This is a genomic window from Mycobacterium sp. NGS63 (assembly GCF_059812295.1).
The window spans coordinates 92,557-114,017 of record NZ_JCALCJ010000001.1; the positions used below are offsets into that span (position 1 = coordinate 92,557).

Below are 21,461 nucleotides of genomic sequence, written 5' to 3' on the forward strand. Positions count from 1 at the left end.
TCACCACCGGGCGGCCGAGGCGAGCGCAGCGTCCGCCGTCGGGTAGACGGGCAGCACCTTGCCCAGCCCGCAGGCGTCGACGATGCGGGCGACGAACGGCTCGGGGCTGACCAGGCGCAACTCGATGCCGCGTTCTCGACACCGGTTCGCCTCGTCGGCCAGGACGGCGAATGCGCAGCAGCCCATGAAATCCAGCCCGGTGACGTCGACGACGAAGGGTCCGGGCGGGGTGACGACGGCGGCGGCCTCGCTGACCAGCTGGCGCCAGGTGTGCTCGTTGCACGCGTCGACCTCGCCGCCCGCGTTGATCAGCACCGCCGCGCCGTTGCGGTCGGTGGTCGCCCGCAGCGTGCTGTGTGGATCGCCCAGCTCGTAGACCAGCCGCGTGCTGAGCATGAAATGTGGGCTGGACATTGGTTCCGCAACAATAACTGGACTCATCGGGGACTCCCTAATCGACCGGCCTGGGCGCCGGGATGGTTGCCCGTCCTGCTGTCTGAAGACGAATTCTTCGCGGACTGCGAATCTCATTTGTATAACGAGACAGGGCGGTCTGTCTACACGCCGCCGGTTAAGAGTATGGTAAGGCGGCGTATGACAAGCCTTGATGTCTCGAAGGCCGCGTCCGCGCGTGATCGCATCCTGAGCGCGGCGTATGAGCTGTTCATCCGGCGCGGGATCCGCGCGGTCGGCACCGACGAGGTGATCGACCGGGCCGGCGTCGCCAAGGCCACCCTCTACCGGCACTTCCCGACGAAGAACGACCTCGTGCTGGCCGTGCTGGACCGTCGCGAACAACTCTGGACCATCGGACTGGTCGAGACGCAATCACGGATTCGCGGCGCCAACCCCGAAGAACAATTGCTGGCGATATTCGACGTCTTTCACGACTGGTTCCAAAACCGCGACGGTTTCGAAGGGTGCTCGTTCATCAACGTCCTGCTCGAGTTGGGCACCGACCATCCCGCGGGGCAGGCCAGCGTCACCTATCTGGACAACATCCGCGACATCGTGCGCCAGCGCGCCGACGCGGCGGGGCTGGCCGACGTCGACAACTTCGCCCGGTCCTGGCACATCTTGATGAAGGGCTCCATCATCTCCGCCGCCGAGGGCGACCTGGACGCCGCGCTGCGCGCCCAGCAGATGGCCCGCACCCTCATCGAGCAGCATCGCCCGTAATGCGCTGAGCCGCCGGGGATTTCACACGGCGTCGGGCGCGGCGGTGCCGGTCTTGCGGTAGTGCTCTTCCTCGAGTTCGGCGATCGCGCGCGACGTGCGCTCCCGTAGCAGGATCGCGGCGGTCAGCCCGCACACGACCGCGATCACCAGCCCGATCCACGAGAACCGTTCCATCCAGCGCTCGGCGGCCATCCCGGCGAAGTAGACCAGCGCGGTGGTGCCGCCGGCCCAGCAGATGGCGCCGGACACGTTGGCCGCCAAGAACCGCGGGTAGTGCATCTTCAGGGCACCGGCCAGCGGCCCGGCGAAGATGCGCAGCAGCGCGATGAAGCGGCCGAAGAACACCGCGCGAACTCCCCAGCGGTTGAACAACTTTTCGGCCAGCGCGACGTGCCCGGGGCCGAAGTGCTTCGGGAACCGTTGACCGAGCCGGTCGAACAGCGGCAGGCCGAACCGGCGCCCGATCGCGTAGCCGATCGAGTCGCCAACCACGGCGCCAATCACCGCCGCGGCGCCCACGCCGACCGGGTTGACGGCCAGGTCGTGGTGCGACGACATCAGCGCGGCGCTGACGAGCACGATCTCCCCGGGAAGGGGAATGCCCAGGCTTTCCATCCCCACCACGCCGCAGACCACGAGGTAGACCGCGAGCGGCGGGATCGACTGCAGCAGGGCATTGACGTCCATGGAGTCAAGGATGCCTGACCGGCCGCGGCGGCGCGCCGTAATGTCGTGACGTGGAATTCAACCTTGCCCAGGTGTTCGCGGCGGTCGCGGCGGCCAACCCCGACCGCGACTGCATCGTGTTCGGCGACCGGCGATTCACGTACGCGCAGACCGCCGAGCGCGCCCGCCGGTTCGCCCGCGCGCTGCACGGCTGGGGGCTGGGCGCGCACCGGGAGCGCTTCCAGTTGGCGCCGCACGAATCGGGGCAGCGCCACCTCGCGTTGTACCTGGCGAACTGCAACGAGTACCTCGAGGCCATGCTCGGGGCGTACGGGGCACGGGTCGCCCCGTTCAACGTCAACTACCGCTACGTCGCCGACGAGCTGGTGTATCTGCTCGACAATTCTCGCGCCGACGCGGTCGCGTATCACGCGCGGTTCGCCCCGACGCTCGCCCGGGCGCTGGACACGCTGCCCAGCCGGCCGCGGCTGATCCACGTCGACGACGGGTCGGGCAACGATCCGCTACCGGGGGCGGTGCGCTACGAGGACCTGTTGGCGTCGGTGTCCGACGAGCCGCTGGACCTCGCGCCGTCGCCCGACGACCTGTATGTGCTCTACACCGGCGGCACCACCGGGATGCCCAAGGGCGTGTTGTGGCGCCAGCACGACATCTATATGAACACCATGGGCGGCCGCGTGCTGGACACCATGGTGGGCAGCATCGAGGAGATCGTCGAGCGGTCACGGCCGGCGGGGCCGGGCTCGATGACCCTCGCGCCGCTGATGCACGGCGCCGCGCAGTGGGCGGCCTTCATCAGCCTGTGCGGCGGGCGGCCGTTCGTGATGGCGCCGACGACCACCCATTTCGATCCGGCCGAGGCGCTGGCGCTGGCCGCCCGCGAACGGGTCATGTCGCTGTCGATGGTCGGCGACGCCTTCGGGCGGCCGCTGGCCGACGAGCTCGCCGCGGGCGACTACGACCTGTCCGGGCTGTTCGTTCTGGTCACCGGCGGGGCGGCGCTCAGCGCGGCGCTCAAGCGGCGCTTCGTCGAGTTGCTGCCGCACCTGACGATCATGGACGCGGGGGGGTCGTCGGAATCCGGGGCGCAGATGATCCAGACCTCCAGCCGCGCGCAGAGCTCGTCGGGCCGGTTCGCACCCAACCCCGGTGCGGTGGTGGTCAGCGAGGACCTGACCCGCGTCCTGTCGCCGGGCGACGACGAGATCGGCTGGCTGGCCCAGCGCGACCTGATACCGCTGGGATACCTGGGCGATCCGGAGAAGACCGCGCGCACCTTCCCGGTCATCGAGGGGATCCGGCATTCGGTTCCCGGCGACCGGGCGCGCTGGGCCGCCGACGGCCAGATCGAGCTGCTGGGCCGCGATTCGGTGACCATCAACTCCGGCGGCGAGAAGATCTTCGCCGAAGAGGTCGAGGCCGCGATCGTCGGGCACCCGGCCGTCTACGACGTCGTCGTGACGAGCCGGCCCAGCGCCCGGTGGGGAAACGAGGTCGTCGCGCTCGTTCAGTTGGCGGACGGCCAGACGCCGGACGGGTTGGCCGACAGCATCATTGCCGAGGCGAGCCGCCACATCGCCCGCTACAAGCTGCCGAAGGAAATCGTCTTCTGCGCGCGGGTGGAGCGCTCGCCGTCCGGCAAGGCCGACTACCGGTGGGCGAAAGCCCAAGTGGCCCAGGGGGACTAGGGCCCCGAGCCATTAGGGACGCGCCGAACGTGGGGGATATGCACGCGTCTTGGGTACGTTTCGTCCCTATCGCCCACGGTCGGCGATGAGGCCGCGATCGGCACACACTACCGTGAGCTCATGGACAAGAAGCGCGAGCCGGCTGTCGATCCGCTTGCGCCGCAGTACCCGATCGAGTCGGTCGACAACGCGCTGAAGCTGCTGCTGTTGTTGGGGGAGCGCCCCGAGATCCGGTTGAGCGAGGCCACCCGCTACCTGGGTGTCGCGTCCTCGACGGCCCACCGGCTGCTGGCGATGCTGGCCTATCGCGGGTTCGTCCGGCAGGACCCGGTGTCCAAGGCCTACCTGCCCGGCCCGTCGCTGACCGGTGTGGCGTTCGCGATCTTCGGCCGCATCGACATCCAGCGATCCGCCACCCCGATCATGCGCACCCTCGGCGAGCAGCTGCGAGAGTCGATTCACGTCGGCATGCTCGACGGCGCCGACGTCCACTTCGTCGCCGCCGTCGAGGGGCCGGCCGCGGTCCGGGTGGCGTCCCGGCTGGGCCGCACGATGCCCGCGCACTGCACCTCCACGGGCAAGGTGCTGCTCGCTCAGCTCTCGGAAGACGAACTGCGCCAACTACTTCCGGCCGAGGAGCTGGAGCGCATCACGCCCCGCTCGATCGGCAGCCGCACCGAGCTGGAGGCCGAGCTGTCGCGCATCCGCGAGCGCGGCTACGCCGTCAATCGCGAGGAGAGCGAGGAGGGCGTCGCCTCGGTCGCGGTGCCGATCCCGACGCGGGCGCCGGGCCTGCGGCTCGCGCTCAACGCCGCCGCGCCGCAGAACCGCCTCGACAGCTCGCGGTACCCCTCGGTGGTCGCCGCACTTGTCAAGGCGGCCAAGGAGATCGGCGATCAGCTCGGCTAGGGGCGCCGCACGAACACGTCGTTGAGCGTGACGGTGCGAAGCCCGCGCGCCCGGATCAGGTCGACCAGCTGCCCGTAGACGTGGGTGATCGGCGGATGGTTGAGGTGGCCGATCACGATGTTCTGCGGCGCGAAGGACTGGTAGGCCATCTTGACGATGTGGTCCTCGGAAACCGGCGCGGAATCCTGTAAGTCGCCGTGCCACAACGTCGCAACGCGGTAGCCCAGGTCGGCGGCCACCGCGTCGACCACCGCGTTGTGGTGGCCGAACGGCGGCCGGAAGTACGGGGCGGCGTCCATCCCGTAGGTGTTGCGCAGGAACGCGTGCGTGCGGCGCAGTTCGTCGGCGACTTGGGCCGCCGGCAGCCTGGTCAGGTCCGGATGCGTCCAGGTGTGGTTGGCCAGCTGGATCTGGCCCGATTCGACCAGCGGCCGCAGCAGGGCGGCGTTGTCGGTCCACGAGCGATAGGAGCCGGTGACGAAATAGGTGAGCCGCACGCCGGTGTCCCGGGCGAATTGCGTGTAGAGCCGCACCACATCGGCGTTGGCGCCGTCGTCGACCGTCCACGCCAACAGGTCGCCGTTGCCGGGCAGCCTGTTCAGCACCGCACCGCCGGGCAGCGCGACGCGCGCCCGGGGGGCCGGGGGCGGCAACAACGGCGGCGGGCCCGGGGCGACTGGGCCGGGCGCGGATCCGAGGACATCGGCGCGCGCCACCGTCGCGCCGGGAACGGCGCCGACTGCAACCGCGGCGGCCACCGCGAGCAAAAACCGCCGGCGGTCGGGTTCCCTCACGTGGGCAGGGTAGGGCGCCTGGTTGCCGAATCCGTCGTGCCGCGCGCGCCGGATATGAAGCTGTGACTTCACACCGCTGAAATGCGCATTCGTCGATATAGCGGGGGGGGGCGAGAATACGGTTTCTCAGTCGGCGATGATTCGCCCCCGGCCGGGAACGAGTCAAATCGTCCCGTGTTGATCGGAGGCGTCATGTCTTTTCTCGTTGCTATCCCGGAGGCGGTCTCGGCGGCGGCCAGAGATTTGGCCGGCATCGGCTCGGGGCTCGGCGCGGCCAACGCGACCGCGGCGGCCGCGACGACGGGGTTGCTGCCGGCGGCGGCCGACGAGGTGTCGGCGGCCATCGCCGCGGCCTTCGACGGCCACGCCCAGGCCTACCAGGCCGTCAGTGCGCAGGCGGCGGCGTTCCAGGACCAGTTCGTGCAGCTCCTCAACGGCGGCGCGGGCGCCTACGTGGCCGCCGAGGCGACCAACGCGCAGCAGGCCGCGCTGGGTGCGATCAACGCGCCCGCCCAGGCGCTGGTGGGACGCCCGCTGATCGGCGACGGCGCCAACGGCGCCCCGGGCAGCGGCGCCAACGGCGGGGCCGGCGGGCTGCTGTGGGGCAACGGCGGCAACGGCGGCTCGGGGGCGGCCGGTCAGGCGGGCGGCAGCGGCGGCAGCGCGGGATTCTTCGGCAACGGCGGGCTCGGCGGCGCGGGCGGCGCGGGCGCGACCGGCGGCAATGGCGGCGCCGGTGGCTTGCTGAACGGCAACGGCGGGATGGGTGGGCAGGGCGGCGCCGCGACGGCGGGCATCAACGGCGGCCTGCCCGGGCGCGGCGGCGACGGCGGCAGCGCCAACCTGTTCGGCGCCGGCGGTGCCGGCGGTCAGGGCGGCACCGGCCTGGCCGGGGCGGCCGGGGTCAATCCCGTCGTCACCGGGCAGGCCGCGACCGGCAGTGCCGGCGGCAGTGTCTTCGATAGCACCACTGGCAGTTCGTACGGCTTTACCGGCAACAACGGCGTCGATGGCGGTCTGGGCGCCACCGGAGGAACGGGCGGTGCCGGCGGCTTGGCGTCCGCACACTCGGGTGCTGAGGGGCACGCCGGCAACGGCGGCGCCGGTGGCGCCGGTGGCAACGGCGGAGCCGGCGGCAACGGGGGAAGCGCGGAGGCAGGGGGCCAGACGGGCAGCTTCGCTGCGGCCACCGGGGGCGACGGCGGCAACGGGACCAACGCTTCGGCCCCCGGCGGGACGGGCGGCGCGGGCGGTATCGGCGGGATGGCCACCGGCTACGGCGCCAGTTCGTTCGCCGCCTCGGGGTCAGGCGGCCAGGGCGGCGGCGGCGCGGCCGGCGCCGCCGGCGGCATGGGCGGCACCGGGGGCGCCGGCGGCGACGGCGGTCGCGGCGGGCTGATTGCCGGCACCGGCGGCGCCGGTGGCGCCGGCGGCACTGGCGGTGTCGGGGGCCTCGGGGTCGACGGCGGCCAGGGCGGCGCTGGCGGTAACGCATCGTTTGCCGGCACCGCAGCCGGTGGTTTCGAGTCCGTCGGCGGCTCGGGTGGTGACGGCGGCGCCGGGGGCTTCGGCGGTGCGGGCGGCACCGGCGGGGCCGGCGGCCACGGCGGTAACGGTGGGGCCGGCGGGCTGTTCGGCAATGGCGGCTCCGGTGGCAACGCCGGCGTCGGGGGCCAAGGGGGCCAGGGCGGCACCGGGGCCCTCGGCGGCGCCGGCGGCAACGGCGGCAACACCCCCATCGACGGCGCCTCCACCGACAGCTATGGCGGCGGCGCCGGCAACGGCGGCAACGGCGGCAACGGCGGGAACGGCGGCAACGGCGGCGGCAGCGGCACCGGCGGCCTCGGCGGCGCCGGTGGGCTGTTCGGCGAGGCGGGTATCGCCGGCACGGCCGGGACCGGTGGCACGGGCGGCGCGGGAGGCAGCGGGGTCGCCGGCGGAGTCGCGGGTGCGGCCGGCACCGGGTTATCGCCCGGAGCGGTCGGTCAGGCCGGCACCGCGGGCATCGACGGTACGCAGGGTTACCACGGCTGATCGCCCAGCCGCGCGACCTCGTGCCGCCACGCGGCCTCGACGTTGAAGCCGGATCCCAGGTCCGGCAGGTCATCCCAGTCGCGCTCGTCGATGTCGCGCAGCGTTCCGCCGGCCGAGACTACGCGCAGCGACATCCGCGCGAGCTCGTCGAGGCTTATCGCCTGCAACACGGCCTGCTGAATGGTGTTGGCGGCGCTGGTGATTCCGTGCCCGCGCAGGATCACCACCGGCCTGGTGTCCATCGCCGCCACCATCTCCTTGCCCAGCGCTGCGTTTCGGATCAGCACGGCGCGTTCGTAGACCGGAATACCGCCGCGCGCAAGGTGGGCGCCGGGAATGTCGTAGGCGCCGTAGATCGGCCGCAGCGTGATGCCGGCGAGGTCGGCGGCGACCACGGCCGGCGGGTGCAGGTGCGCGACGGCCCGGTGCCCGGCGCGCAGGGCCTCGACGTGAATCGGGAGCTCGTTGGGGACGCGGTAGCCGTCGAGTTCGCCTGCGGCGCCGGCGGTTCCGTCGAACGTGATCAGCCGGACGTCGCTGGGCCGGGTGTACGCGACGCCGGTGTCGGTGTCGCTGCGGCAGCGCACCAGCAGGCGCTCGTCGTCGACGCGCAGGCTCAGGTGCCCGAGGATGCCGTCGACCAGGCCGCGGGCCGCGGCGACGCGGCAGCCCTGTGCCACCAGCGCGCGTTGCTCGTCCAACGTCATGACCGTGCTCCGAGACCGAAACCGCCGTCGGGATGGACGGTTTCGCCGCTGATGCCGCGCGAGCGGTCGGAGGCCAAAAACACGTAGCTCCAGGCGTGGTCTTCGCCGGTGAGCGCGACGTTCAGCGGGGTGCGCGCCGCGAGATCTCGGGCCCGGTTGGGGCTGTCGTCCAGGCGTATGCCGTCCAGTCCCAGGCTGGCCAGGCCGCGCAGGTCGGTGTGCAGCGTGCCGCCCGGCGCCACCCCGTTGACCCGGATCCGGGGCGCGAGGTCGTGCGCCAGCGCCGAAACCAGCCCGCGCACCGCGAATTTCGACGACACGTACAGCGCGCCGCCGCGCCCGGGCTGGTAGGACGACGTGGACTCGGTCAGCACGATCGACGACCCGGCGCCGGCCCGCAGCGCGGGAAGGGCCGCCTTGACGGAGTGCAGGTGGCTGAGCACGTTGGTGCGGAACATCTCGTCGAACGCATCGGAGAGGGCGTCCGCGTCGATGTCGGCGATGCCCTGGTAGAAGTCGAAGGTCCCGACGCAGTTGACCAGGGTGTCCAGCCCGCCGAACGCGCCGACGGCCGCGGCGACGGCGCGGTCGTTGGCCTCGCGGGTGACCGCGTCGCCCTCGACCACCGGCGCGTCGGGCAGCGCTCGGCGCAGCCGTTCGCATTTACCCGAATCTCGTTCCAGCACGGCGACTTTGGCGCCCTCGCCGCGGAACGCGTCGACGACGGCCCGGCCGATCCCCGAACCCGCGCCCACGACCAGCGCGCGCTTGCCCTCGAGCCAGCCCGTCACGGCCCGGGCTCCTCATCGGGCAGCAGCGGGCCGTCCATATTGCCGACCATGGCCGCCAGCGTACGGGTGTTCTGCCGTGTCAGCGCCTCGACCTCGAGCGCGTCCAGGCTGATCGAGCGCCCGGATCTGGGCGCGGTGATCAGCAGCCGCGAGCCGTTGCGGGTGTCGATCCGCCGCACCTCGACTTCGGCGAATTCGTTGGCGATCGTGACGGGATCGTCGCTCACAGGAAGACCGCCAGGTTCTGCATCCGCAGCACCGACTCGTCGACGAAGATCCTGCGGCGGGCCAACTTCAGTGCTTTTTTGGATTCGTCGCACCGGCGCAACAGGTCCTCCCGCCCGCACGACACCAGCGCGCTCTCGTTGACGTCGCCGCGGCTGCGGAAGAGTAGCTCGGCGGACTCGACGACCAGGTGCTCGTCGTCTTCGACGAACGTGCGCACGTTGGTGACGAAGTGCCGCAGCCGCGACGGCGGGTCCTCGGTCCAGGCGTGCTCGGTGGCGAAGCGCGCGACACGCTGGGTCAGCGAGTACTTGTCCTCGTCGAAGTGCGCCATGCCCGGACTCGTGTCGAACCCGGCGCCGCGTGCGGTGGTGACCCGCACGGGCATCACGTAGCGGATGTCGTCGGTGAGCGTGTCCAGCCACGCGTCGTAGTCCTGGGCGTCGAGCAGGTACGCCTCGTCGACCAGGAACTGGTGCGCCTCCAGGTGGCGAATGTCGTTGAACGGCAGCGGTTTTCTCATGAGAGGCAGTCCGCCCATAGCGTGAGCAGCGCGCGCTGGTTGTGCTCGTTGTAGCCGACCTGGGCGCGCCCGGGACCGTGGAACGATTCGGGGGGCAGCGCCTCGACGACGGGCCGGTCGTCGGACAGCAGGCCCATCCGGCTGTTGAGCAGCAGCCGCCGCGCCATCGACCCGCCGGCGGTGGTCGTCAGCGATACCCAGTTCTCCACGTCGTCCTGCTCGAACATCCCCGTCGAACCGAAGCACATCAGATACGCCTGGTACGAATCCCGTTTGTACTGCGGGGGAGCCGCGGAGTCCACCGCGAACCACGAGCACACCTCGGTCTCGCGCTCGCTGATCGGCTGCCACAGCCGGATCGAGATGAACGGCAGCACCTGCTCACCGGACGGCAGCTTGGGCCAGTTGTGCACAAAACTGAGATTGGGAAAGCAGGTGGCCGCCGAGATCATGAACCCGTCCTCGCCGACCACCCGCTGCTGCTGGGGTGTCCAGGCGTCCTTGATCCGGGCGATCATCTCGTCGGGGTAGCCGACGTAGCGCATCCGCGCGTCGAAATCTCCCGGCGGCAGCTTGTAGGTGGTGCCGCCGCCGCGGCCCGCCCAGTAGGTGGCACCGTCCTTGCGCTTCTGGGCTTTCGGCTCGCGGAACAGCCCGATGTCGACGATCGACGCGTGCGTGTGCGGCGTGTGGTACATGTCGCCGGCGAAGTTCTCGGCGCCGATCTTCCAGTTCGCCCTGATCCGCCAGCGCTGCGGGCCGCGCAACTCGATGCCGCCGGCGCTCTGCTTGGTGTAGAAGTCCAAATAGAACCGGAAGTCGCCGAGGAATTCCTCCAGCGGTTCGGCGCCCGGGTCCAGGCTGATGAACAGCAGGCCGTTGTAGCTGGCGAAATTCGGTGCGGGAAGCAGGCTTTGGGCGCCGCGGGGAAGCCCCTCGTCGCCGCCGTAGGCCTCGCGGTGAAACGGCAGCCCGGTGAGCCGGCCGTCGTTGCGGTACGACCAGCCGTGGTACGGGCAGCGGAAGTTGGACGCGTTGCCCATCTCGGCGCGGCACACCTGCATGCCGCGGTGCAGGCACATATTGAACAGGGCACGGACCTCGTCGCCGCAGCGGGTGATGATGAACGAGTCGTCGAGGACGCGGCGCACCACGTAATCGCCGTCGTGCGGGATCTCCGACTCGTGACCGACGAACGTCCAGGCGCGGGCGAAGAGCCGCTCGCGCTCCAGCGCGAACACGCCCGCGTCGTTGTAGATGTGGGCGGGGATCATCCCCCGCCGGACGTGCTCGAAAACGTCACCGAGCTCTGTCACCCGTATCCTCTGCTCTACAGAAATATGCTCCGCTAGATAGAATCCCTCACCCGATCCGGCTGGTCAATGCCGGCGGCCAGCAACTTCGGGGCATCCTTGCGGGGAATTCACAGGCGGCCGACAACCACGAGTTCACCGGGCGCCGCTACGGTGGGGCGCGGTGTACGCCTGTGCGAACCGAGAGCGATATTAGCGCCGTGTTTGCGTATAAATAAGCTAGATAGATCTGTATTTGAGGAAGGCGGTCTCATGGTCGGTCGGTTGCGGGAGCTCGGACCGCGGGTGCTGTCCGCGATCGGGCGGCAGGAGTGGCTGGACCGGCCGAGCTATCGGCTCGAACACCTGCTCAGCTTCGGCTACAACGCGCTGGGCGGAACGCGCAACACCGTCACCAACGCGCTGCACGGCGTCTGGCTCGGGCATCCGGTGCATCCGCCGCTGGCGTCGCTGACCAGCGGCGCGCTCGGCACGACGGTGGCGCTGGACGCGCTGAGCCTGCTGCCCGCCCGGCCGGCGACCGAGGTCCGCGACGCGTCGCGGTTCGCCACCCGCGCGCTGGGGGTGGGGATCCTGGCGAGCGTCGGCTCGGCGATCACCGGCACCACCGACTGGCAGCACACCCACGAGGCGGACCGCCGCGTCGGGCTGGTGCACGGGCTGGTGAACCTGGCCGCGACCGCGCTCTACGCCCAGTCCTGGTGGGACCGCCGCCACGGCCGCCACGGCCGCGGCATCGCGCTGACCGCCCTCGGCTACGGCATCACCCTCGGTGGCAGCTACCTGGGCGGGGCGCTGGTGTTCGAGTCCGGCATCGGGATCGACCAGTCCGGTGAGCGGCTGCGCACCACGCAGTGGACGCCGGTGCTGCCCGCGAGCTCGCTGAACGGAAAGCCGGTGCGCGTCGAGGTCGACGGCGTGGGCCTGGTGGTGTGCCAGACCAAGCCGGGCGAGGTGTCGGCGTTCGGGGAGTTCTGCCCCCACCTGGCCGCCCCGATGGCCGACGGCTGGGTCGACCGCGGCCGGGTGGTGTGTCCCTGGCACGGCTCGTGGTTCGCGGCCGAATCCGGGGAGGTGCTGCGCGGACCCGCCGCGGCGCCGCTGCCGTGCTACGAGGCCCGGCTGGTCGACGGAATGGTTGAGGTACGAGCCGAGGAGGTAGCCAAGTGAACGCTTACGACGTGTTGAAGGAACACCACATCGTGATCAAGGGCCTGGGCCGCAAGATCAGCGAGGCCCCGGTGAACAGCGAAGAGCGCCATGCCCTTTTCGACGAGCTGCTGATCGAGCTCGACATCCACTTCCGTATCGAGGACGACCTCTACTACCCGGCGCTCAAGGACGCCAGCAAGCTGATCGCGATCGCGCATGCCGAGCATCGCCAGGTGGTCGACCAGCTGTCGGTGTTGCTCAAGACGTCGCAGAGCGCGCCGGGATACGAAGACGAGTGGAACTCGTTCAAGACGGTCCTCGAGGCGCACGCCGACGAGGAGGAACGGGACATGATTCCGGTACCGCCGGAGGTGTCGATCACCGACGCCGAGCTCGACGCGCTGGGCGAGGCGATGGCCGCCAGGATGGAGCAATACCGCGGCTCGGCCCTGCACCGGATCCGCACCAGGGGGCGCGCGGCGCTGGTGCGCGGCCTGTAACGCGACATCACCCGCCTAACGGGGGGTTGGGCGGGCGATCGGGAGTAGCCTCACGGCACATGAGCGCCGAGCGTGTCGCCACTCAGCGTGACATCACGGCGGAGATCGCCGCTTTGCGGCGTTCGGGTCCGGATGACGGGCATCCGCGGCTGGACTACCCGCCCTATCGCAGCACCGTGCTGCGCCACCCGAAACAGCCGCTGCTGCTTGTGGATCCCGAGGAGATCGAACGTTGCGGACCCTGCTTCGGTGACCAGGATGTCGACCCGATCGACGCCGACCTGACGGCCGGGCACCCGGGCGAGCCGCTGGGGGAGCGCGTGGTGGTGGCCGGGCGGGTGCTCGACGACTCCGGCCGGCCGGCGGCGGGCCAGCTGATCGAGATCTGGCAGGCCAACGCCGCCGGCCGCTACCGCCACCCGGTCGACCAGCACCCGGCGCCGCTGGACCCGAACTTCACCGGCGCCGGCCGCTGCCTGACCGGGCCCGACGGGTCGTACCGCTTCACGACCGTCAAGCCCGGCCCCTATCCGTGGCGCAACCATCACAACGCCTGGCGCCCGGCCCACATCCACTTCTCGGTCTTCGGAACGGCTTTCACGCAACGACTGGTCACCCAGATGTACTTCCCCGGCGACCCACTGTTCGAGCTGGACCCGATATTCCAATCGATCCCCGATCCCGCCGCCCGGGGGCGGCTGATCGCCCGCTACGACCACGACCTCACCGAGCCGGAGTACGCGACCGGCTACCGCTGGGACATCGTGGTCTGTGGCGCGCGCCGAACCTGGACCGAGCATGGCTGAATTGGCTTGCACCCCAGCCCAAACCGTCGGGCCGTTCCTGGGCCTCGGGCTGCCCTACCCCGGCGACAGCACCCTCGTCGCCGCCGGGCATCCGGGGGCGGTCCGGTTGCACGGCACCGTTTTCGACGGAGCCGGCGCCCCGGTTCCCGACGCGCTCGTCGAGATCTGGCAGCCCGACGGCGCGGGACGCATCCCGCGATGCGACGGCTCCCTGCGCCGCGACGGCACGACGTTCACCGGATGGGGGCGCTGCGCGACCGACGCCGCCGGGCGCTACGGCTTCACCACGGTGGCGCCGGGTTCGGTGGGCGGGCGGCCGCCCTTCTTCGCGATCACCGTGTTCGCACGAGGCCTGCTCGATCGGTTGTTCACCCGCGCCTACCTGCCCCACGACGCGATCGCCGATCCCGCGCTGGCCGCCCTGGTGTGTGTCGCCGAAAATGACTGCGCCGGATACCGTTTCGACATCCACCTGCAGGGCCCGAACGAGACCGTGTTCCTGGCCTACCGGGGAGATCGCCGATGACCAACCTGCTGTGGCCCGGCGACCAGCGCGCGGGCGAGCACATGACGGACCGGGCGCTGCTGGGGGCGATGGTCGCCGTGGAGTCCGCCTGGCTCGGCGCCCTGGCCGGCGCGGGCCTGGCGCCCGCCGGCGCCGATCTGTCGAACCTGGTGGGCGACGACGACTGCGAGGCGCTCGCGGTGGCCGCCGAGGGCGGCGGCAACCCGGTCATCGCCCTGGTCGACCTGCTGCGCGAGCGGGCGCCCGGCGCCGTCGCGCGGTGGATCCACCGCGGCCTCACCAGCCAGGACGTGCTGGACACCGCCCTGATGCTGGGCGCGCGCGGCGTCGCCGACAACCTCACCGACCAGCTCGCGCAACAGGTTTCGGCGCTTTCCGCGCTCGCCGCGGCGCATCGCGCCACGCCGATGGTGGCCCGCACCCTCACCCAGCACGCGGCCCCCACCACGTTCGGCGCCAAGGCCGCCGGCTGGCTGAACGGAATCGTCGACGCCTTCGAGCGACTCAACGCGCTGGCCACCCCGATCCAGATCGGCGGCGCCGCCGGGACGCTCGCGGCCAGCACGGAATTGGCGTTGCTGCTCACCGACGCGGCCGACCCGGCGGACGTGTCCGATCGGCTGGTGCGAAGCGCCGCAACCGCTTTGGGCCTGGCGGTCCGGTCGCCGTGGCACACGACCCGGACGCCGGTCACCGCGGCAGCGGACGCCCTCGTCGGGTGCACCGACGCCTGGGGCCGCATCGCCTCGGACGTGGTGACCCTGGTCCGCCCGGAGATCGGCGAACTCGGCGAACCGCCGGCGGAGAAGCGCGGCGGGTCGTCGTCGATGCCGCACAAGCGCAACCCGGTACTGTCCATCCTGATCCGGCGCGCCGCCCTGGCGGCGCCGCAACTGGCGGCGACGCTGCACACCGCCGCAGCGCTGGCCAACGACGAACGGCCCGACGGCGCGTGGCACGCCGAATGGGACACCCTGCGCGCCCTGGCGCGCCGGACCGTCGTCGCGGCCTCCCAGTGCGGCGAGCTGCTGGCCGGGCTGCGGGTGCACTCCGAGCGGATGGCCGAAAACCTGCGCAGGACCGACCTTTCCGGCGAACAGCGGGCGATCGCCGAGCTGGCGGGCAAACCCGGATCCGAAACCTACGTCGGCGCCGTCGATCGCTTGGTCGACGCGAGCCTGGACCGGGCCCGGCGCGCGCTCGACCGGCGCTAGCCGCTGCGGCCAGTTACCTACACCAGCGGCTTGCGGCGCCGCACCCGTCGGCGCACGTCGGCCAGCAGCACGTAACTGCCGCCCTGCCGGATGAACCCGGGGAGGAACCGATTCACGAACGCCACCAACAGAAAAAGCCGTTCGAAGCGGCGCTGCCGGGCGTCGCTCCAGCCGATGCCCAGGGCCTCGCGGAACGCCGGGGCCAAGAACCCGGCCGTGAGGAATTTGAGCAGGGGCCGAAATGGCGACGCCAGCAACGGATTGATCATGCGCAGGTTGATCAGGTCCGTCAGGTAGCCGCGGACGACGTCGTCGATGCGGACCCGCGCGCAGGCGTCGCTCCAGTAGTCGTCGAAGGCGGCGCGCGTCGCCGGCCATTGGTCCTCGGCCACCTGCAGGGTGGTCCCCAACGGCCACGCCGACCGGTAGAACTGCTCGGCCTGTTCGGGGGACATCGGCCCGCGCAGCAGCTGATAGGTGTCTTCGAGCCCGACGAACAGGCACGCGGCCACCCACATCTGCAGGTCGGGGTCAAAGGCGTTGTACCGCACCGGACTTTCCGGTGTCGACTTGACCAGCCGGTGCGCGGTGTTGACCGCCTCGCGGAAGGCGAGCCGGTCGTCCGGCGAGCCCAAGATCGCCACGGCGAGATAGCAGAACGTGGTCCGGGCGCGCTTCCACGGATGCTTGAGCAGGTTGCCGGAATCGACCTTGCTTTCCACCACGCCGTAACCGACCTCGGGCCACGACAGCTGCATGATCACGTTGGCCGCGCCGGCCGCGAACGACCAAAAGTCCATGGCGTCAGCCACGCTCACCGGCGCATCGGACCAGCGCGCGGTGCGCCGGGCCGGGTGGATGCGAGTTGCGACGGACATGTCGCGGACCTCCTCGCGGGTGCTACCGGCCACGGGCATGCGAAGCGTTTCACAGCAAAACGTTTCGGCGCAAGTGCTATGTAAATGGCCGTTCGGTGGCGCCCGCCGGCACGGTATCTCTTGCGAAACTCGTCGGCAACGGCCCGCCGGGCCGGCGCAAGCGGCTACGGTGATTGCTATGTCGCCGGCCGGCCGCTCGCCCGTACCCGAGATCAAGCGGCGCCCGAAAGACCGCAAGGTCCAGATCGCCCGCGCCGCCACCGACGCCTTCAGCGAACTGGGCTACCACGCGGTCAGCATGGAGAACATCGCGGCCCGCGTCGGGATCTCGGCCGCCGCGCTGTATCGGCATTCGCAGGGCAAATACGATCTGTTCCGCGACGTGCTGCTGGCGCTCGGCCGGCAGCTGGTCGACGCGACCGCCTTCGCCGACGCCCTGCCCGCGGACACCGATCCGCAGGAGGCGCTCACGGCGGTGATCCGCGCGCTGATCGACGCGACGATCGTCAACCGCACCACCGGCGGGCTGTACCGGTGGGAGGCCCGCTATCTGCGCGGCGACGACCAGCGCGCCCTCGCCGAGCAGATCAAGCTGCTCAACCGGCGCCTGCAGCGGCCCCTGATCAAGCTCCGGCCGAAGCTGACGTCGCGCCAGCGCTGGACCCTATCGGCCGCCGCGCTGAGCGTCATCGGCAGCATCACCGACCATCGTTCGCGGCTCGGCAACGCCGCCATCCGCCGCACCCTGCACGACATGGTGCTCGCGGTGCTGAACGCGGACCTGCCGGCGCGGCGCACCGGCGGCCCGGAGACGCCGCGGCCGCCCGCGATCACCGCCGCCGGCAGCTACGAACTGCTGCTGCACGAGTCGATGCGCCTGTTCAACGAGCGCGGCTACCGCGAAACCGGGATGGAGGACATCGCCGCCGCGGTCGGCATACCGGTCGCCAGCATCTATCAATACTTTCCGGGCAAGGCCGCCATGCTGGCCGTGTCCTACCGGCGCGGCGCCGACCAGCTCTCCGGCGACCTGTCGACGATCCTGGCCACCAGCGACGATCCGGAGCAGGCGCTGGCGCGGCTCATCGACGCCTACGTCGAACGGTCGTTCGCCAACCCCGAACTGGCCTGCGTGTACTACACCGAGCGGCACAACCTGGCCGAAACCGACGCGGTGCTGCTCTACAACATCCAGCGCTCGACCGTCGAATCCTGGGCCCGGCTCGCCGTGGCCGCGCGCCCGGACCTGACCCTGGGCCGCGCGCGATACGGCGTGCACGCCGCGTTCGCGCTGGCCGTCGACATCGGGCGCCTCGTCCGGCCCAGCACCGGCCAGGCCGCCCGCACCACCGTGCGCCGCCTGATGGAGATCACCGTGCTCGGCCGGCCCGCCACCGCGCCGCCGGGCCCGCCCCGGTCCGGCGCCGGCCGCCGCCGGTGAGCTAATCCGCTTCTCCGACAACATTCCCCGAGGCGCGCAAATACTACCCTTCGCGACGAATGGCGATTAACATAGCCCGCAATTGATCCGCGCGGAAAGGCCCGTTTCATGCTCGGCAGACTTCGCCGACTGCTGGACTACGAGATGACCATCGCCGAACTGATCGGCCTGGCCGTGCTGCTGGGCACGCCGTACCTGATCGTCGGGGTGATCTGGTCGTGCACCCACACGCGACACCTGAACACCATGCACGGGGCCGACCTGGTGGTCTCGTTCCTCGGCTCGATCGTGTCGTGGCCCGTGCTGCTGTTCGCCAACGTGTGCATGACGTAACCACCGGAAGACGGCGCGCGGGAAGGGGTTTCGGTGACGGCAGGCGGCCGGGTCAATGATGCGCGAAGCTCACCTGGTCCATGATGCGATCCAGCACGGCCGTCGACAGGTCACCGTCGTCGGCGACGCGGGCGAGGCCGCTGCGCCGCAGGAAGGCGTCCAGGCGCCGATCGGGTGACCAGCCGGCATAGACCGAACCGAGATAGCGGGAGCGCAGGAATTCCCGCGCGAGGTCGTCGACGTCAGCATCGCTCAATAACAACGGTGGGTTGGAACCCATAACCGTGATGCTCCTTCGTTCAGCCGCAACCGCCGCAGACAAGTTACGTCAGACGAAGTCATTATCGCGTAACGCGCAGATTGCGGAAAGGGGCCAAAGCCATCGAATTCGAAAGAATTCGGCGGAAATTCGGCCCGGGTTCGGCGCCCGTTCCGTTACCCGCCGGCCGCGGGCTTGCGGGCGACGATCGCCACCGCGGCCAGTTGCTTGCGATGGCGGCGGAAGGTGCGGCGCATCGTCAGCACGCGCTTGCGGGCGTCGCGGTGGACGAGCACGTTCCGGGCGAACCGCAACGCCCCGAGCACGCCCTCGTCGGCGACGAGCCGGCGCGGTTCCAGCAGGGCCATCGGCGCCGTGGCGACGTGGTCGACCACCAGGCCGTGGTCGGCGAGCAGCCGCGACCATTCCGCGACGGTCAGCGGCCGGGCGTTCACCTTGATCGCGCGGGCCAGCGCCTGCCGGATGTCGGCGCTCACCTCCTCCGACACGTCGGGGGTGAGGGCCAGCTCGTGGATCGCATAGCGCCCGTTGGGCCGCAGCACCCGCGCGGCCTCGGCGACGATGGCGTGCTTGGCCGCGTCGCCCTGCATGCTCAGCATCGCCTCGCCGACCACCACGTCGCCGCTGGCGTCGGGCAGCCCGGTGGCGGCGGCGTCGGCGACCCGCACGGCGCCGTTCTCGGCGCCCAGCCCGGTGAGCACCCCGCGCACCACGTCGGCCGCGTCGGGGTCGGCCTCGGCCCCGACGTAGGACCGCGGGCCCCGGGCCAGGATCTCGGTGGCCGTGCGCCCCAGGCCCGGCGCGAGCTCGACCACGTCGGCGCCGGCCACCTCGGCCCGGGCCAGCAGCGTGTGGGTGAGTTCGACCCCGCCGGGGCGAAGTACCCGCTTGCCCAGCCGCGCCAGCAGCCAGTGCCCGGCCACGTTGTCGTCGGCGCGCCCGGACGCGGGCAGCGGGATTTTCTGACCGGACATCAGACCGCCTGCCGCACAGCCGAATTCGCGGTGGGTTCGAGCAGGAGCGCCTGGCGCCGTTTGTGCACGGTCAGGTAGCGCAGCCCGTCGGGCCCGGCAGAGAACTGCCGCCGGGAGCGCCGCGGCAACCACAGCAGGGCGCCGGGAAACAGGTCGACGGTGCCCGTCTCGGTGGTCAGCCGGCCGCCGCCGGACAGCACGTGGATCAGCACGTCGAGGTCGGGGCCGGTGTGCGCGTCGATGCCGCCGCCGGCGGGCAGCGCGATGACGTTGGAGTCCAGGTCGCGGTCCTTGGCCTCGAGCTTCCACACCGCGCCGGTGGCGTCGGGCTCGGCGGTGGGGGCGAATGCGTTGGTGTCGGCCAGGATTCGCGGCAGTGGGGTAGAGGTGAGCTTGGTGATCCTGATCCGCCAGACTTTGGGGCCCTTCTCGACGTATTCCCAGCCGTAGCTGCCGGGGTGGTCGGCGTCGAACTCGTCGCGCAGGTGGCGGGGGTCGTGATTGTTGACCAGCACGAAGGACTCGCCGACCGCCAGCGCCGCGTACGTCGCGAAGATCGTGGGATGCTTGTCGGGCTTGCGCAGCTCGCGGACGTCAAGTTCACTGTCGGGCATCGGATTCCCCAAACTCCTTGGTTTTTACAATAGGCGTTGTGTAAACTCTAGCGCATGACGTACGTGATCGGGAAGCCATGCATCGACGTGATGGATCGGGCTTGCGTGGACGAGTGTCCGGTGGATTGCATCTACGAGGGCGGCAGGGCGCTCTATATCCACCCCGACGAATGCGTGGACTGCGGCGCGTGCGAACCGGTGTGCCCGGTGGAGGCCATCTACTACGAAGACGACCTGCCCGAGGAGCTCAAGCCCTACCTGGCCGATAATGAGGCGTTCTTCAGCGAAGTGCTGCCCGGCCGGGACCAGCCGTTGGGGTCGCCCGGCGGGGCCGCCAAAGTCGGTCCCCTCGGCGTCGACACACCGTTGGTCGCCGGGGCGCCGAAGGCCGACGAGACCGAAGGAGCGTGAGCGGGATTACGTCAGCGGGAGAAACCACCGGCCGTAGGCGCCGTGAGGTGTTGCGGCTGTTGCGTTCGTCGGCCGAACCGATGAGCATCGTCGAGATCGCCGAGGAGCTCGGCGTGCACCCCAACACCGTGCGCTTCCACCTCGAGAGCCTGGTCGCCGAGCGGCAGGTGGAGCACGTCGCGCACGGCCGCAAGGGGCCCGGGCGCCCACCGCTGATGTTCGCCGCGATCCGGCAGATGGACCGCGGCGGGACGCGCCAGTACCGGCTGCTCGCCGAGATCCTGGCCATGGCGCTGGCGTCCGATCGCGACCCGCGCACCAAGGCGATGGCCGCGGGCCGCGCGTGGGGGCGCAGCCTGGAATCCAGTGCGCAGGCACCGGCGGAGGGCGCGAGCGCCGAGCAGGCCATCGACCAGCTGGTCGGGGTGCTCGACGACCTCGGGTTCGCGCCGGAGCGCCGGACGTCCGACGGCCAGCAACTGGTCGGCCTGCGGCACTGCCCGTTTTTGGAGCTGGCCGAGACCGGCGGCTCGGTCGTGTGCCCCATCCACCTCGGGCTGATGCAGGGCGCGCTGGAGTCGTGGGAGGCGCCGGTCTCCGTCGACCGGCTCGACGCGTTCGTCGAACCGGACCTGTGCCTGGCCCACCTCACGCCGGCGGGGGCCGCCGGGTGACCACCGGTACGGCGATCGCCGTGGCGGTCACCTTCGTCTGGCTCGGCATGGTGCTGGCCATCTCGTTTCTCGAGGCCCCGCTGAAGTTCCGCGCGCCCAACGTGACGTTGCAGATCGGGCTCGGCATCGGGCGGCTGGTCTTTCGCGCCCTCAACACCGTCGAGGTCGGCTTCGCCCTCGTCGTCGCGGCGATCGTGGTGTCCGGCCCGACGCGGGGCCGGATCGCCGGCGCGTTCGCCGTCGCGATCGCCGCGCTGGCGATCCAGTTGGTGGCGGTCCGCCCGCGGCTGAGCCGCCGCTCGGATCGCGTGCTGGCCGGATCCGAGGGGCCCCGCTCGCGCGCCCACTACGTCTATGTCGGCTTCGAGGCGGTCAAGGTCGTGGCCCTGCTCGTGGCGGGGATACTGCTATTGATGACCGTCTGATCCGTGCGCTCGAAAAACCGAAAGGGCCGAATATGGAATCCATCTCGCTGACCAGCCTCGCCTCCGAAAAGCTGGCCGAGGCGGGCCAGTCGCACAGCGGGCGCGCCGCACACACGATCCACGGCGGTCACACCCACGAGCTGCGGCAGACCGTGCTGGCGCTGCTGGCCGGCCACGACCTCTCCGAGCACGACAGCCCCGGCGAGGCGACGCTGCAGGTGCTGCAGGGGCACGTGCGCCTGACCACCGGCGGCGACGCGTGGGACGGCAAGGCCGGTGACTACGTCGCGATCCCCCCGGAGCGCCACGCGCTGCACGCGGTCGAGGATTCGGTGGTCATGCTGACCGTACTGAAGAGCCAGCCCGGCGCCGCCCACTAGCTT

Annotated in this window: 27 protein-coding genes; 15 read left to right on the forward strand and 12 right to left on the reverse strand. The window is 70.9% G+C overall.

Annotated elements, in window-relative coordinates:
• Nucleotides 1-396: an anti-sigma factor antagonist gene (locus AC5Y4Z_RS00535; protein WP_499960903.1), complete on the reverse strand. Its 396-nt coding sequence runs from the start codon at nucleotides 394-396 to the stop codon at nucleotides 1-3.
• 198 nt (nucleotides 397-594) lie between these two features.
• Between AC5Y4Z_RS00535 and AC5Y4Z_RS00540 the strand changes: the two genes are divergently transcribed.
• On the forward strand, nucleotides 595-1,179 hold the full coding sequence (locus AC5Y4Z_RS00540; protein WP_499960267.1) for a TetR/AcrR family transcriptional regulator: 585 nt from the start codon (nucleotides 595-597) through the stop codon (nucleotides 1,177-1,179).
• Nucleotides 1,180-1,200: 21 nt separating this feature from the next.
• Here AC5Y4Z_RS00540 and AC5Y4Z_RS00545 read toward each other — a convergent pair whose 3' ends face one another.
• Nucleotides 1,201-1,866: a DedA family protein gene (locus AC5Y4Z_RS00545; protein WP_499960268.1), complete on the reverse strand. Its 666-nt coding sequence runs from the start codon at nucleotides 1,864-1,866 to the stop codon at nucleotides 1,201-1,203.
• A 50-nt stretch (nucleotides 1,867-1,916) separates the two neighbouring features.
• Between AC5Y4Z_RS00545 and AC5Y4Z_RS00550 the strand changes: the two genes are divergently transcribed.
• Nucleotides 1,917-3,554 (forward strand): acyl-CoA synthetase, encoded by a 1,638-nt coding sequence (locus tag AC5Y4Z_RS00550; RefSeq protein WP_499960269.1) that lies wholly within the window; start codon nucleotides 1,917-1,919, stop codon nucleotides 3,552-3,554.
• Nucleotides 3,555-3,674: 120 nt separating this feature from the next.
• Nucleotides 3,675-4,463 carry an IclR family transcriptional regulator gene (locus AC5Y4Z_RS00555; protein WP_499960270.1) on the forward strand — a complete coding sequence of 263 codons (789 nt, stop codon included), beginning with the start codon at nucleotides 3,675-3,677 and terminating at the stop codon, nucleotides 4,461-4,463.
• On the opposite strand, the gene AC5Y4Z_RS00560 is transcribed toward AC5Y4Z_RS00555, so the two are convergent.
• Nucleotides 4,460-5,257 (reverse strand): polysaccharide deacetylase family protein, encoded by a 798-nt coding sequence (locus AC5Y4Z_RS00560; RefSeq protein ID WP_499960271.1) that lies wholly within the window; start codon nucleotides 5,255-5,257, stop codon nucleotides 4,460-4,462. The two genes, AC5Y4Z_RS00555 and AC5Y4Z_RS00560, sit on opposite strands and share 4 nt — an antisense overlap.
• A gap of 192 nt (nucleotides 5,258-5,449) precedes the next feature.
• Here AC5Y4Z_RS00560 and AC5Y4Z_RS00565 point away from each other — a divergent pair, with 192 nt between their 5' ends.
• The gene (locus tag AC5Y4Z_RS00565; RefSeq protein WP_499960272.1) at nucleotides 5,450-7,291 is read left to right on the forward strand and encodes a PE family protein; all 1,842 of its coding nucleotides are present in this window, start codon (nucleotides 5,450-5,452) and stop codon (nucleotides 7,289-7,291) included.
• Here AC5Y4Z_RS00565 and phtC read toward each other — a convergent pair.
• The 5 genes from phtC to AC5Y4Z_RS00590 are packed head-to-tail and all read right to left on the reverse strand — an operon-like array spanning nucleotide 7,279 to nucleotide 10,811.
• The gene (phtC, locus tag AC5Y4Z_RS00570) at nucleotides 7,279-7,998 is read right to left on the reverse strand and encodes a 3,4-dihydroxyphthalate decarboxylase (RefSeq protein WP_499960273.1); all 720 of its coding nucleotides are present in this window, start codon (nucleotides 7,996-7,998) and stop codon (nucleotides 7,279-7,281) included. The two genes, AC5Y4Z_RS00565 and phtC, sit on opposite strands and share 13 nt — an antisense overlap.
• Nucleotides 7,995-8,789 carry a 3-(cis-5,6-dihydroxycyclohexa-1,3-dien-1-yl)propanoate dehydrogenase gene (gene hcaB, locus AC5Y4Z_RS00575; RefSeq protein ID WP_499960274.1) on the reverse strand — a complete coding sequence of 265 codons (795 nt, stop codon included), beginning with the start codon at nucleotides 8,787-8,789 and terminating at the stop codon, nucleotides 7,995-7,997. Before hcaB ends, phtC begins: the two co-directional genes overlap by 4 nt.
• Nucleotides 8,786-9,016 (reverse strand): dihydrodiol dehydrogenase, encoded by a 231-nt coding sequence (locus AC5Y4Z_RS00580; RefSeq protein WP_499960275.1) that lies wholly within the window; start codon nucleotides 9,014-9,016, stop codon nucleotides 8,786-8,788. Before AC5Y4Z_RS00580 ends, hcaB begins: the two co-directional genes overlap by 4 nt.
• A complete protein-coding gene (locus tag AC5Y4Z_RS00585; protein ID WP_499960276.1) occupies nucleotides 9,013-9,537 on the reverse strand; it encodes a 3-phenylpropionate/cinnamic acid dioxygenase subunit beta in 525 nt (174 codons plus the stop codon). The genes AC5Y4Z_RS00580 and AC5Y4Z_RS00585 overlap by 4 nt, the downstream gene beginning before the upstream one ends.
• The gene (locus AC5Y4Z_RS00590; RefSeq protein ID WP_499960904.1) at nucleotides 9,534-10,811 is read right to left on the reverse strand and encodes an aromatic ring-hydroxylating dioxygenase subunit alpha; all 1,278 of its coding nucleotides are present in this window, start codon (nucleotides 10,809-10,811) and stop codon (nucleotides 9,534-9,536) included. Before AC5Y4Z_RS00590 ends, AC5Y4Z_RS00585 begins: the two co-directional genes overlap by 4 nt.
• A 291-nt stretch (nucleotides 10,812-11,102) precedes the next feature.
• Here AC5Y4Z_RS00590 and AC5Y4Z_RS00595 point away from each other — a divergent pair, with 291 nt between their 5' ends.
• The 5 genes from AC5Y4Z_RS00595 to AC5Y4Z_RS00615 are packed head-to-tail and all read left to right on the forward strand — an operon-like array spanning nucleotide 11,103 to nucleotide 15,048.
• Nucleotides 11,103-12,020, forward strand: coding sequence for a Rieske (2Fe-2S) protein (locus tag AC5Y4Z_RS00595; RefSeq protein ID WP_499960277.1), 918 nt, complete (start codon nucleotides 11,103-11,105; stop codon nucleotides 12,018-12,020).
• Nucleotides 12,017-12,502, forward strand: coding sequence for a hemerythrin domain-containing protein (locus tag AC5Y4Z_RS00600; RefSeq protein WP_499960278.1), 486 nt, complete (start codon nucleotides 12,017-12,019; stop codon nucleotides 12,500-12,502). Before AC5Y4Z_RS00595 ends, AC5Y4Z_RS00600 begins: the two co-directional genes overlap by 4 nt.
• A gap of 59 nt (nucleotides 12,503-12,561) precedes the next feature.
• Nucleotides 12,562-13,308, forward strand: coding sequence for a protocatechuate 3,4-dioxygenase subunit beta (pcaH, locus tag AC5Y4Z_RS00605; RefSeq protein WP_499960279.1), 747 nt, complete (start codon nucleotides 12,562-12,564; stop codon nucleotides 13,306-13,308).
• Nucleotides 13,301-13,834 carry a protocatechuate 3,4-dioxygenase subunit alpha gene (gene pcaG / locus AC5Y4Z_RS00610; RefSeq protein ID WP_499960280.1) on the forward strand — a complete coding sequence of 178 codons (534 nt, stop codon included), beginning with the start codon at nucleotides 13,301-13,303 and terminating at the stop codon, nucleotides 13,832-13,834. The genes pcaH and pcaG overlap by 8 nt, the downstream gene beginning before the upstream one ends.
• A complete protein-coding gene (locus AC5Y4Z_RS00615) occupies nucleotides 13,831-15,048 on the forward strand; it encodes a lyase family protein (protein ID WP_499960281.1) in 1,218 nt (405 codons plus the stop codon). The genes pcaG and AC5Y4Z_RS00615 overlap by 4 nt, the downstream gene beginning before the upstream one ends.
• 17 nt (nucleotides 15,049-15,065) lie before the next feature.
• On the opposite strand, the gene AC5Y4Z_RS00620 is transcribed toward AC5Y4Z_RS00615, so the two are convergent.
• The gene (locus AC5Y4Z_RS00620) at nucleotides 15,066-15,965 is read right to left on the reverse strand and encodes an oxygenase MpaB family protein (protein WP_499960282.1); all 900 of its coding nucleotides are present in this window, start codon (nucleotides 15,963-15,965) and stop codon (nucleotides 15,066-15,068) included.
• 172 nt (nucleotides 15,966-16,137) lie between these two features.
• Between AC5Y4Z_RS00620 and AC5Y4Z_RS00625 the strand changes: the two genes are divergently transcribed.
• Nucleotides 16,138-17,367, forward strand: coding sequence for a TetR/AcrR family transcriptional regulator (locus tag AC5Y4Z_RS00625; RefSeq protein ID WP_499960905.1), 1,230 nt, complete (start codon nucleotides 16,138-16,140; stop codon nucleotides 17,365-17,367).
• Nucleotides 17,368-17,475: 108 nt separating this feature from the next.
• Nucleotides 17,476-17,700 carry a hypothetical protein gene (locus tag AC5Y4Z_RS00630; RefSeq protein ID WP_499960283.1) on the forward strand — a complete coding sequence of 75 codons (225 nt, stop codon included), beginning with the start codon at nucleotides 17,476-17,478 and terminating at the stop codon, nucleotides 17,698-17,700.
• A 52-nt stretch (nucleotides 17,701-17,752) separates the two neighbouring features.
• Here AC5Y4Z_RS00630 and AC5Y4Z_RS00635 read toward each other — a convergent pair whose 3' ends face one another.
• From AC5Y4Z_RS00635 to AC5Y4Z_RS00645, 3 genes are all read right to left on the reverse strand, one after another.
• Nucleotides 17,753-17,980, reverse strand: a complete 228-nt coding sequence (locus tag AC5Y4Z_RS00635; protein WP_499960284.1) for a hypothetical protein — start codon at nucleotides 17,978-17,980, stop codon at nucleotides 17,753-17,755.
• A 155-nt stretch (nucleotides 17,981-18,135) separates the two neighbouring features.
• The gene (locus tag AC5Y4Z_RS00640) at nucleotides 18,136-18,954 is read right to left on the reverse strand and encodes a class I SAM-dependent methyltransferase (RefSeq protein ID WP_499960285.1); all 819 of its coding nucleotides are present in this window, start codon (nucleotides 18,952-18,954) and stop codon (nucleotides 18,136-18,138) included.
• A complete protein-coding gene (locus tag AC5Y4Z_RS00645; RefSeq protein WP_499960286.1) occupies nucleotides 18,954-19,568 on the reverse strand; it encodes a DUF2249 domain-containing protein in 615 nt (204 codons plus the stop codon). Before AC5Y4Z_RS00645 ends, AC5Y4Z_RS00640 begins: the two co-directional genes overlap by 1 nt.
• A gap of 54 nt (nucleotides 19,569-19,622) precedes the next feature.
• Between AC5Y4Z_RS00645 and fdxA the strand changes: the two genes are divergently transcribed.
• From fdxA to AC5Y4Z_RS00665, 4 genes are read left to right on the forward strand one after another with little or no spacing between them, the layout of a single operon-like run.
• Nucleotides 19,623-19,979, forward strand: a complete 357-nt coding sequence (gene fdxA, locus AC5Y4Z_RS00650; RefSeq protein ID WP_499960287.1) for a ferredoxin — start codon at nucleotides 19,623-19,625, stop codon at nucleotides 19,977-19,979.
• A complete protein-coding gene (locus tag AC5Y4Z_RS00655; RefSeq protein WP_499960288.1) occupies nucleotides 19,976-20,653 on the forward strand; it encodes a helix-turn-helix transcriptional regulator in 678 nt (225 codons plus the stop codon). The genes fdxA and AC5Y4Z_RS00655 overlap by 4 nt, the downstream gene beginning before the upstream one ends.
• Nucleotides 20,650-21,078, forward strand: a complete 429-nt coding sequence (locus AC5Y4Z_RS00660) for a hypothetical protein (protein WP_499960289.1) — start codon at nucleotides 20,650-20,652, stop codon at nucleotides 21,076-21,078. Before AC5Y4Z_RS00655 ends, AC5Y4Z_RS00660 begins: the two co-directional genes overlap by 4 nt.
• A 32-nt stretch (nucleotides 21,079-21,110) precedes the next feature.
• Nucleotides 21,111-21,458, forward strand: a complete 348-nt coding sequence (locus AC5Y4Z_RS00665; RefSeq protein ID WP_499960290.1) for a cupin domain-containing protein — start codon at nucleotides 21,111-21,113, stop codon at nucleotides 21,456-21,458.
• Nucleotides 21,459-21,461 lie beyond the last annotated feature (3 nt).

What these genes read in the sequence shown, in the direction of transcription:
- AC5Y4Z_RS00535 (WP_499960903.1), bottom strand. Translation starts at nt 396, where the DNA reads ATGCTCAGCACGCGGCTGGTCTACGAGCTGGGCGATCCACACAGCACG.
- AC5Y4Z_RS00540 (WP_499960267.1), top strand. Translation starts at nt 595, where the DNA reads ATGACAAGCCTTGATGTCTCGAAGGCCGCGTCCGCGCGTGATCGCATC.
- AC5Y4Z_RS00545 (WP_499960268.1), bottom strand. Translation starts at nt 1,866, where the DNA reads ATGGACGTCAATGCCCTGCTGCAGTCGATCCCGCCGCTCGCGGTCTAC.
- AC5Y4Z_RS00555 (WP_499960270.1), top strand. Translation starts at nt 3,675, where the DNA reads ATGGACAAGAAGCGCGAGCCGGCTGTCGATCCGCTTGCGCCGCAGTAC.
- AC5Y4Z_RS00565 (WP_499960272.1), top strand. Translation starts at nt 5,450, where the DNA reads ATGTCTTTTCTCGTTGCTATCCCGGAGGCGGTCTCGGCGGCGGCCAGA.
- phtC (WP_499960273.1), bottom strand. Translation starts at nt 7,998, where the DNA reads ATGACGTTGGACGAGCAACGCGCGCTGGTGGCACAGGGCTGCCGCGTC.
- AC5Y4Z_RS00585 (WP_499960276.1), bottom strand. Translation starts at nt 9,537, where the DNA reads ATGAGAAAACCGCTGCCGTTCAACGACATTCGCCACCTGGAGGCGCAC.
- AC5Y4Z_RS00590 (WP_499960904.1), bottom strand. Translation starts at nt 10,811, where the DNA reads ATGATCCCCGCCCACATCTACAACGACGCGGGCGTGTTCGCGCTGGAG.
- AC5Y4Z_RS00595 (WP_499960277.1), top strand. Translation starts at nt 11,103, where the DNA reads ATGGTCGGTCGGTTGCGGGAGCTCGGACCGCGGGTGCTGTCCGCGATC.
- pcaH (WP_499960279.1), top strand. Translation starts at nt 12,562, where the DNA reads ATGAGCGCCGAGCGTGTCGCCACTCAGCGTGACATCACGGCGGAGATC.
- pcaG (WP_499960280.1), top strand. Translation starts at nt 13,301, where the DNA reads ATGGCTGAATTGGCTTGCACCCCAGCCCAAACCGTCGGGCCGTTCCTG.
- AC5Y4Z_RS00615 (WP_499960281.1), top strand. Translation starts at nt 13,831, where the DNA reads ATGACCAACCTGCTGTGGCCCGGCGACCAGCGCGCGGGCGAGCACATG.
- AC5Y4Z_RS00620 (WP_499960282.1), bottom strand. Translation starts at nt 15,965, where the DNA reads ATGCCCGTGGCCGGTAGCACCCGCGAGGAGGTCCGCGACATGTCCGTC.
- AC5Y4Z_RS00630 (WP_499960283.1), top strand. Translation starts at nt 17,476, where the DNA reads ATGCTCGGCAGACTTCGCCGACTGCTGGACTACGAGATGACCATCGCC.
- AC5Y4Z_RS00635 (WP_499960284.1), bottom strand. Translation starts at nt 17,980, where the DNA reads ATGGGTTCCAACCCACCGTTGTTATTGAGCGATGCTGACGTCGACGAC.
- AC5Y4Z_RS00640 (WP_499960285.1), bottom strand. Translation starts at nt 18,954, where the DNA reads ATGTCCGGTCAGAAAATCCCGCTGCCCGCGTCCGGGCGCGCCGACGAC.
- AC5Y4Z_RS00645 (WP_499960286.1), bottom strand. Translation starts at nt 19,568, where the DNA reads ATGCCCGACAGTGAACTTGACGTCCGCGAGCTGCGCAAGCCCGACAAG.
- fdxA (WP_499960287.1), top strand. Translation starts at nt 19,623, where the DNA reads ATGACGTACGTGATCGGGAAGCCATGCATCGACGTGATGGATCGGGCT.
- AC5Y4Z_RS00665 (WP_499960290.1), top strand. Translation starts at nt 21,111, where the DNA reads ATGGAATCCATCTCGCTGACCAGCCTCGCCTCCGAAAAGCTGGCCGAG.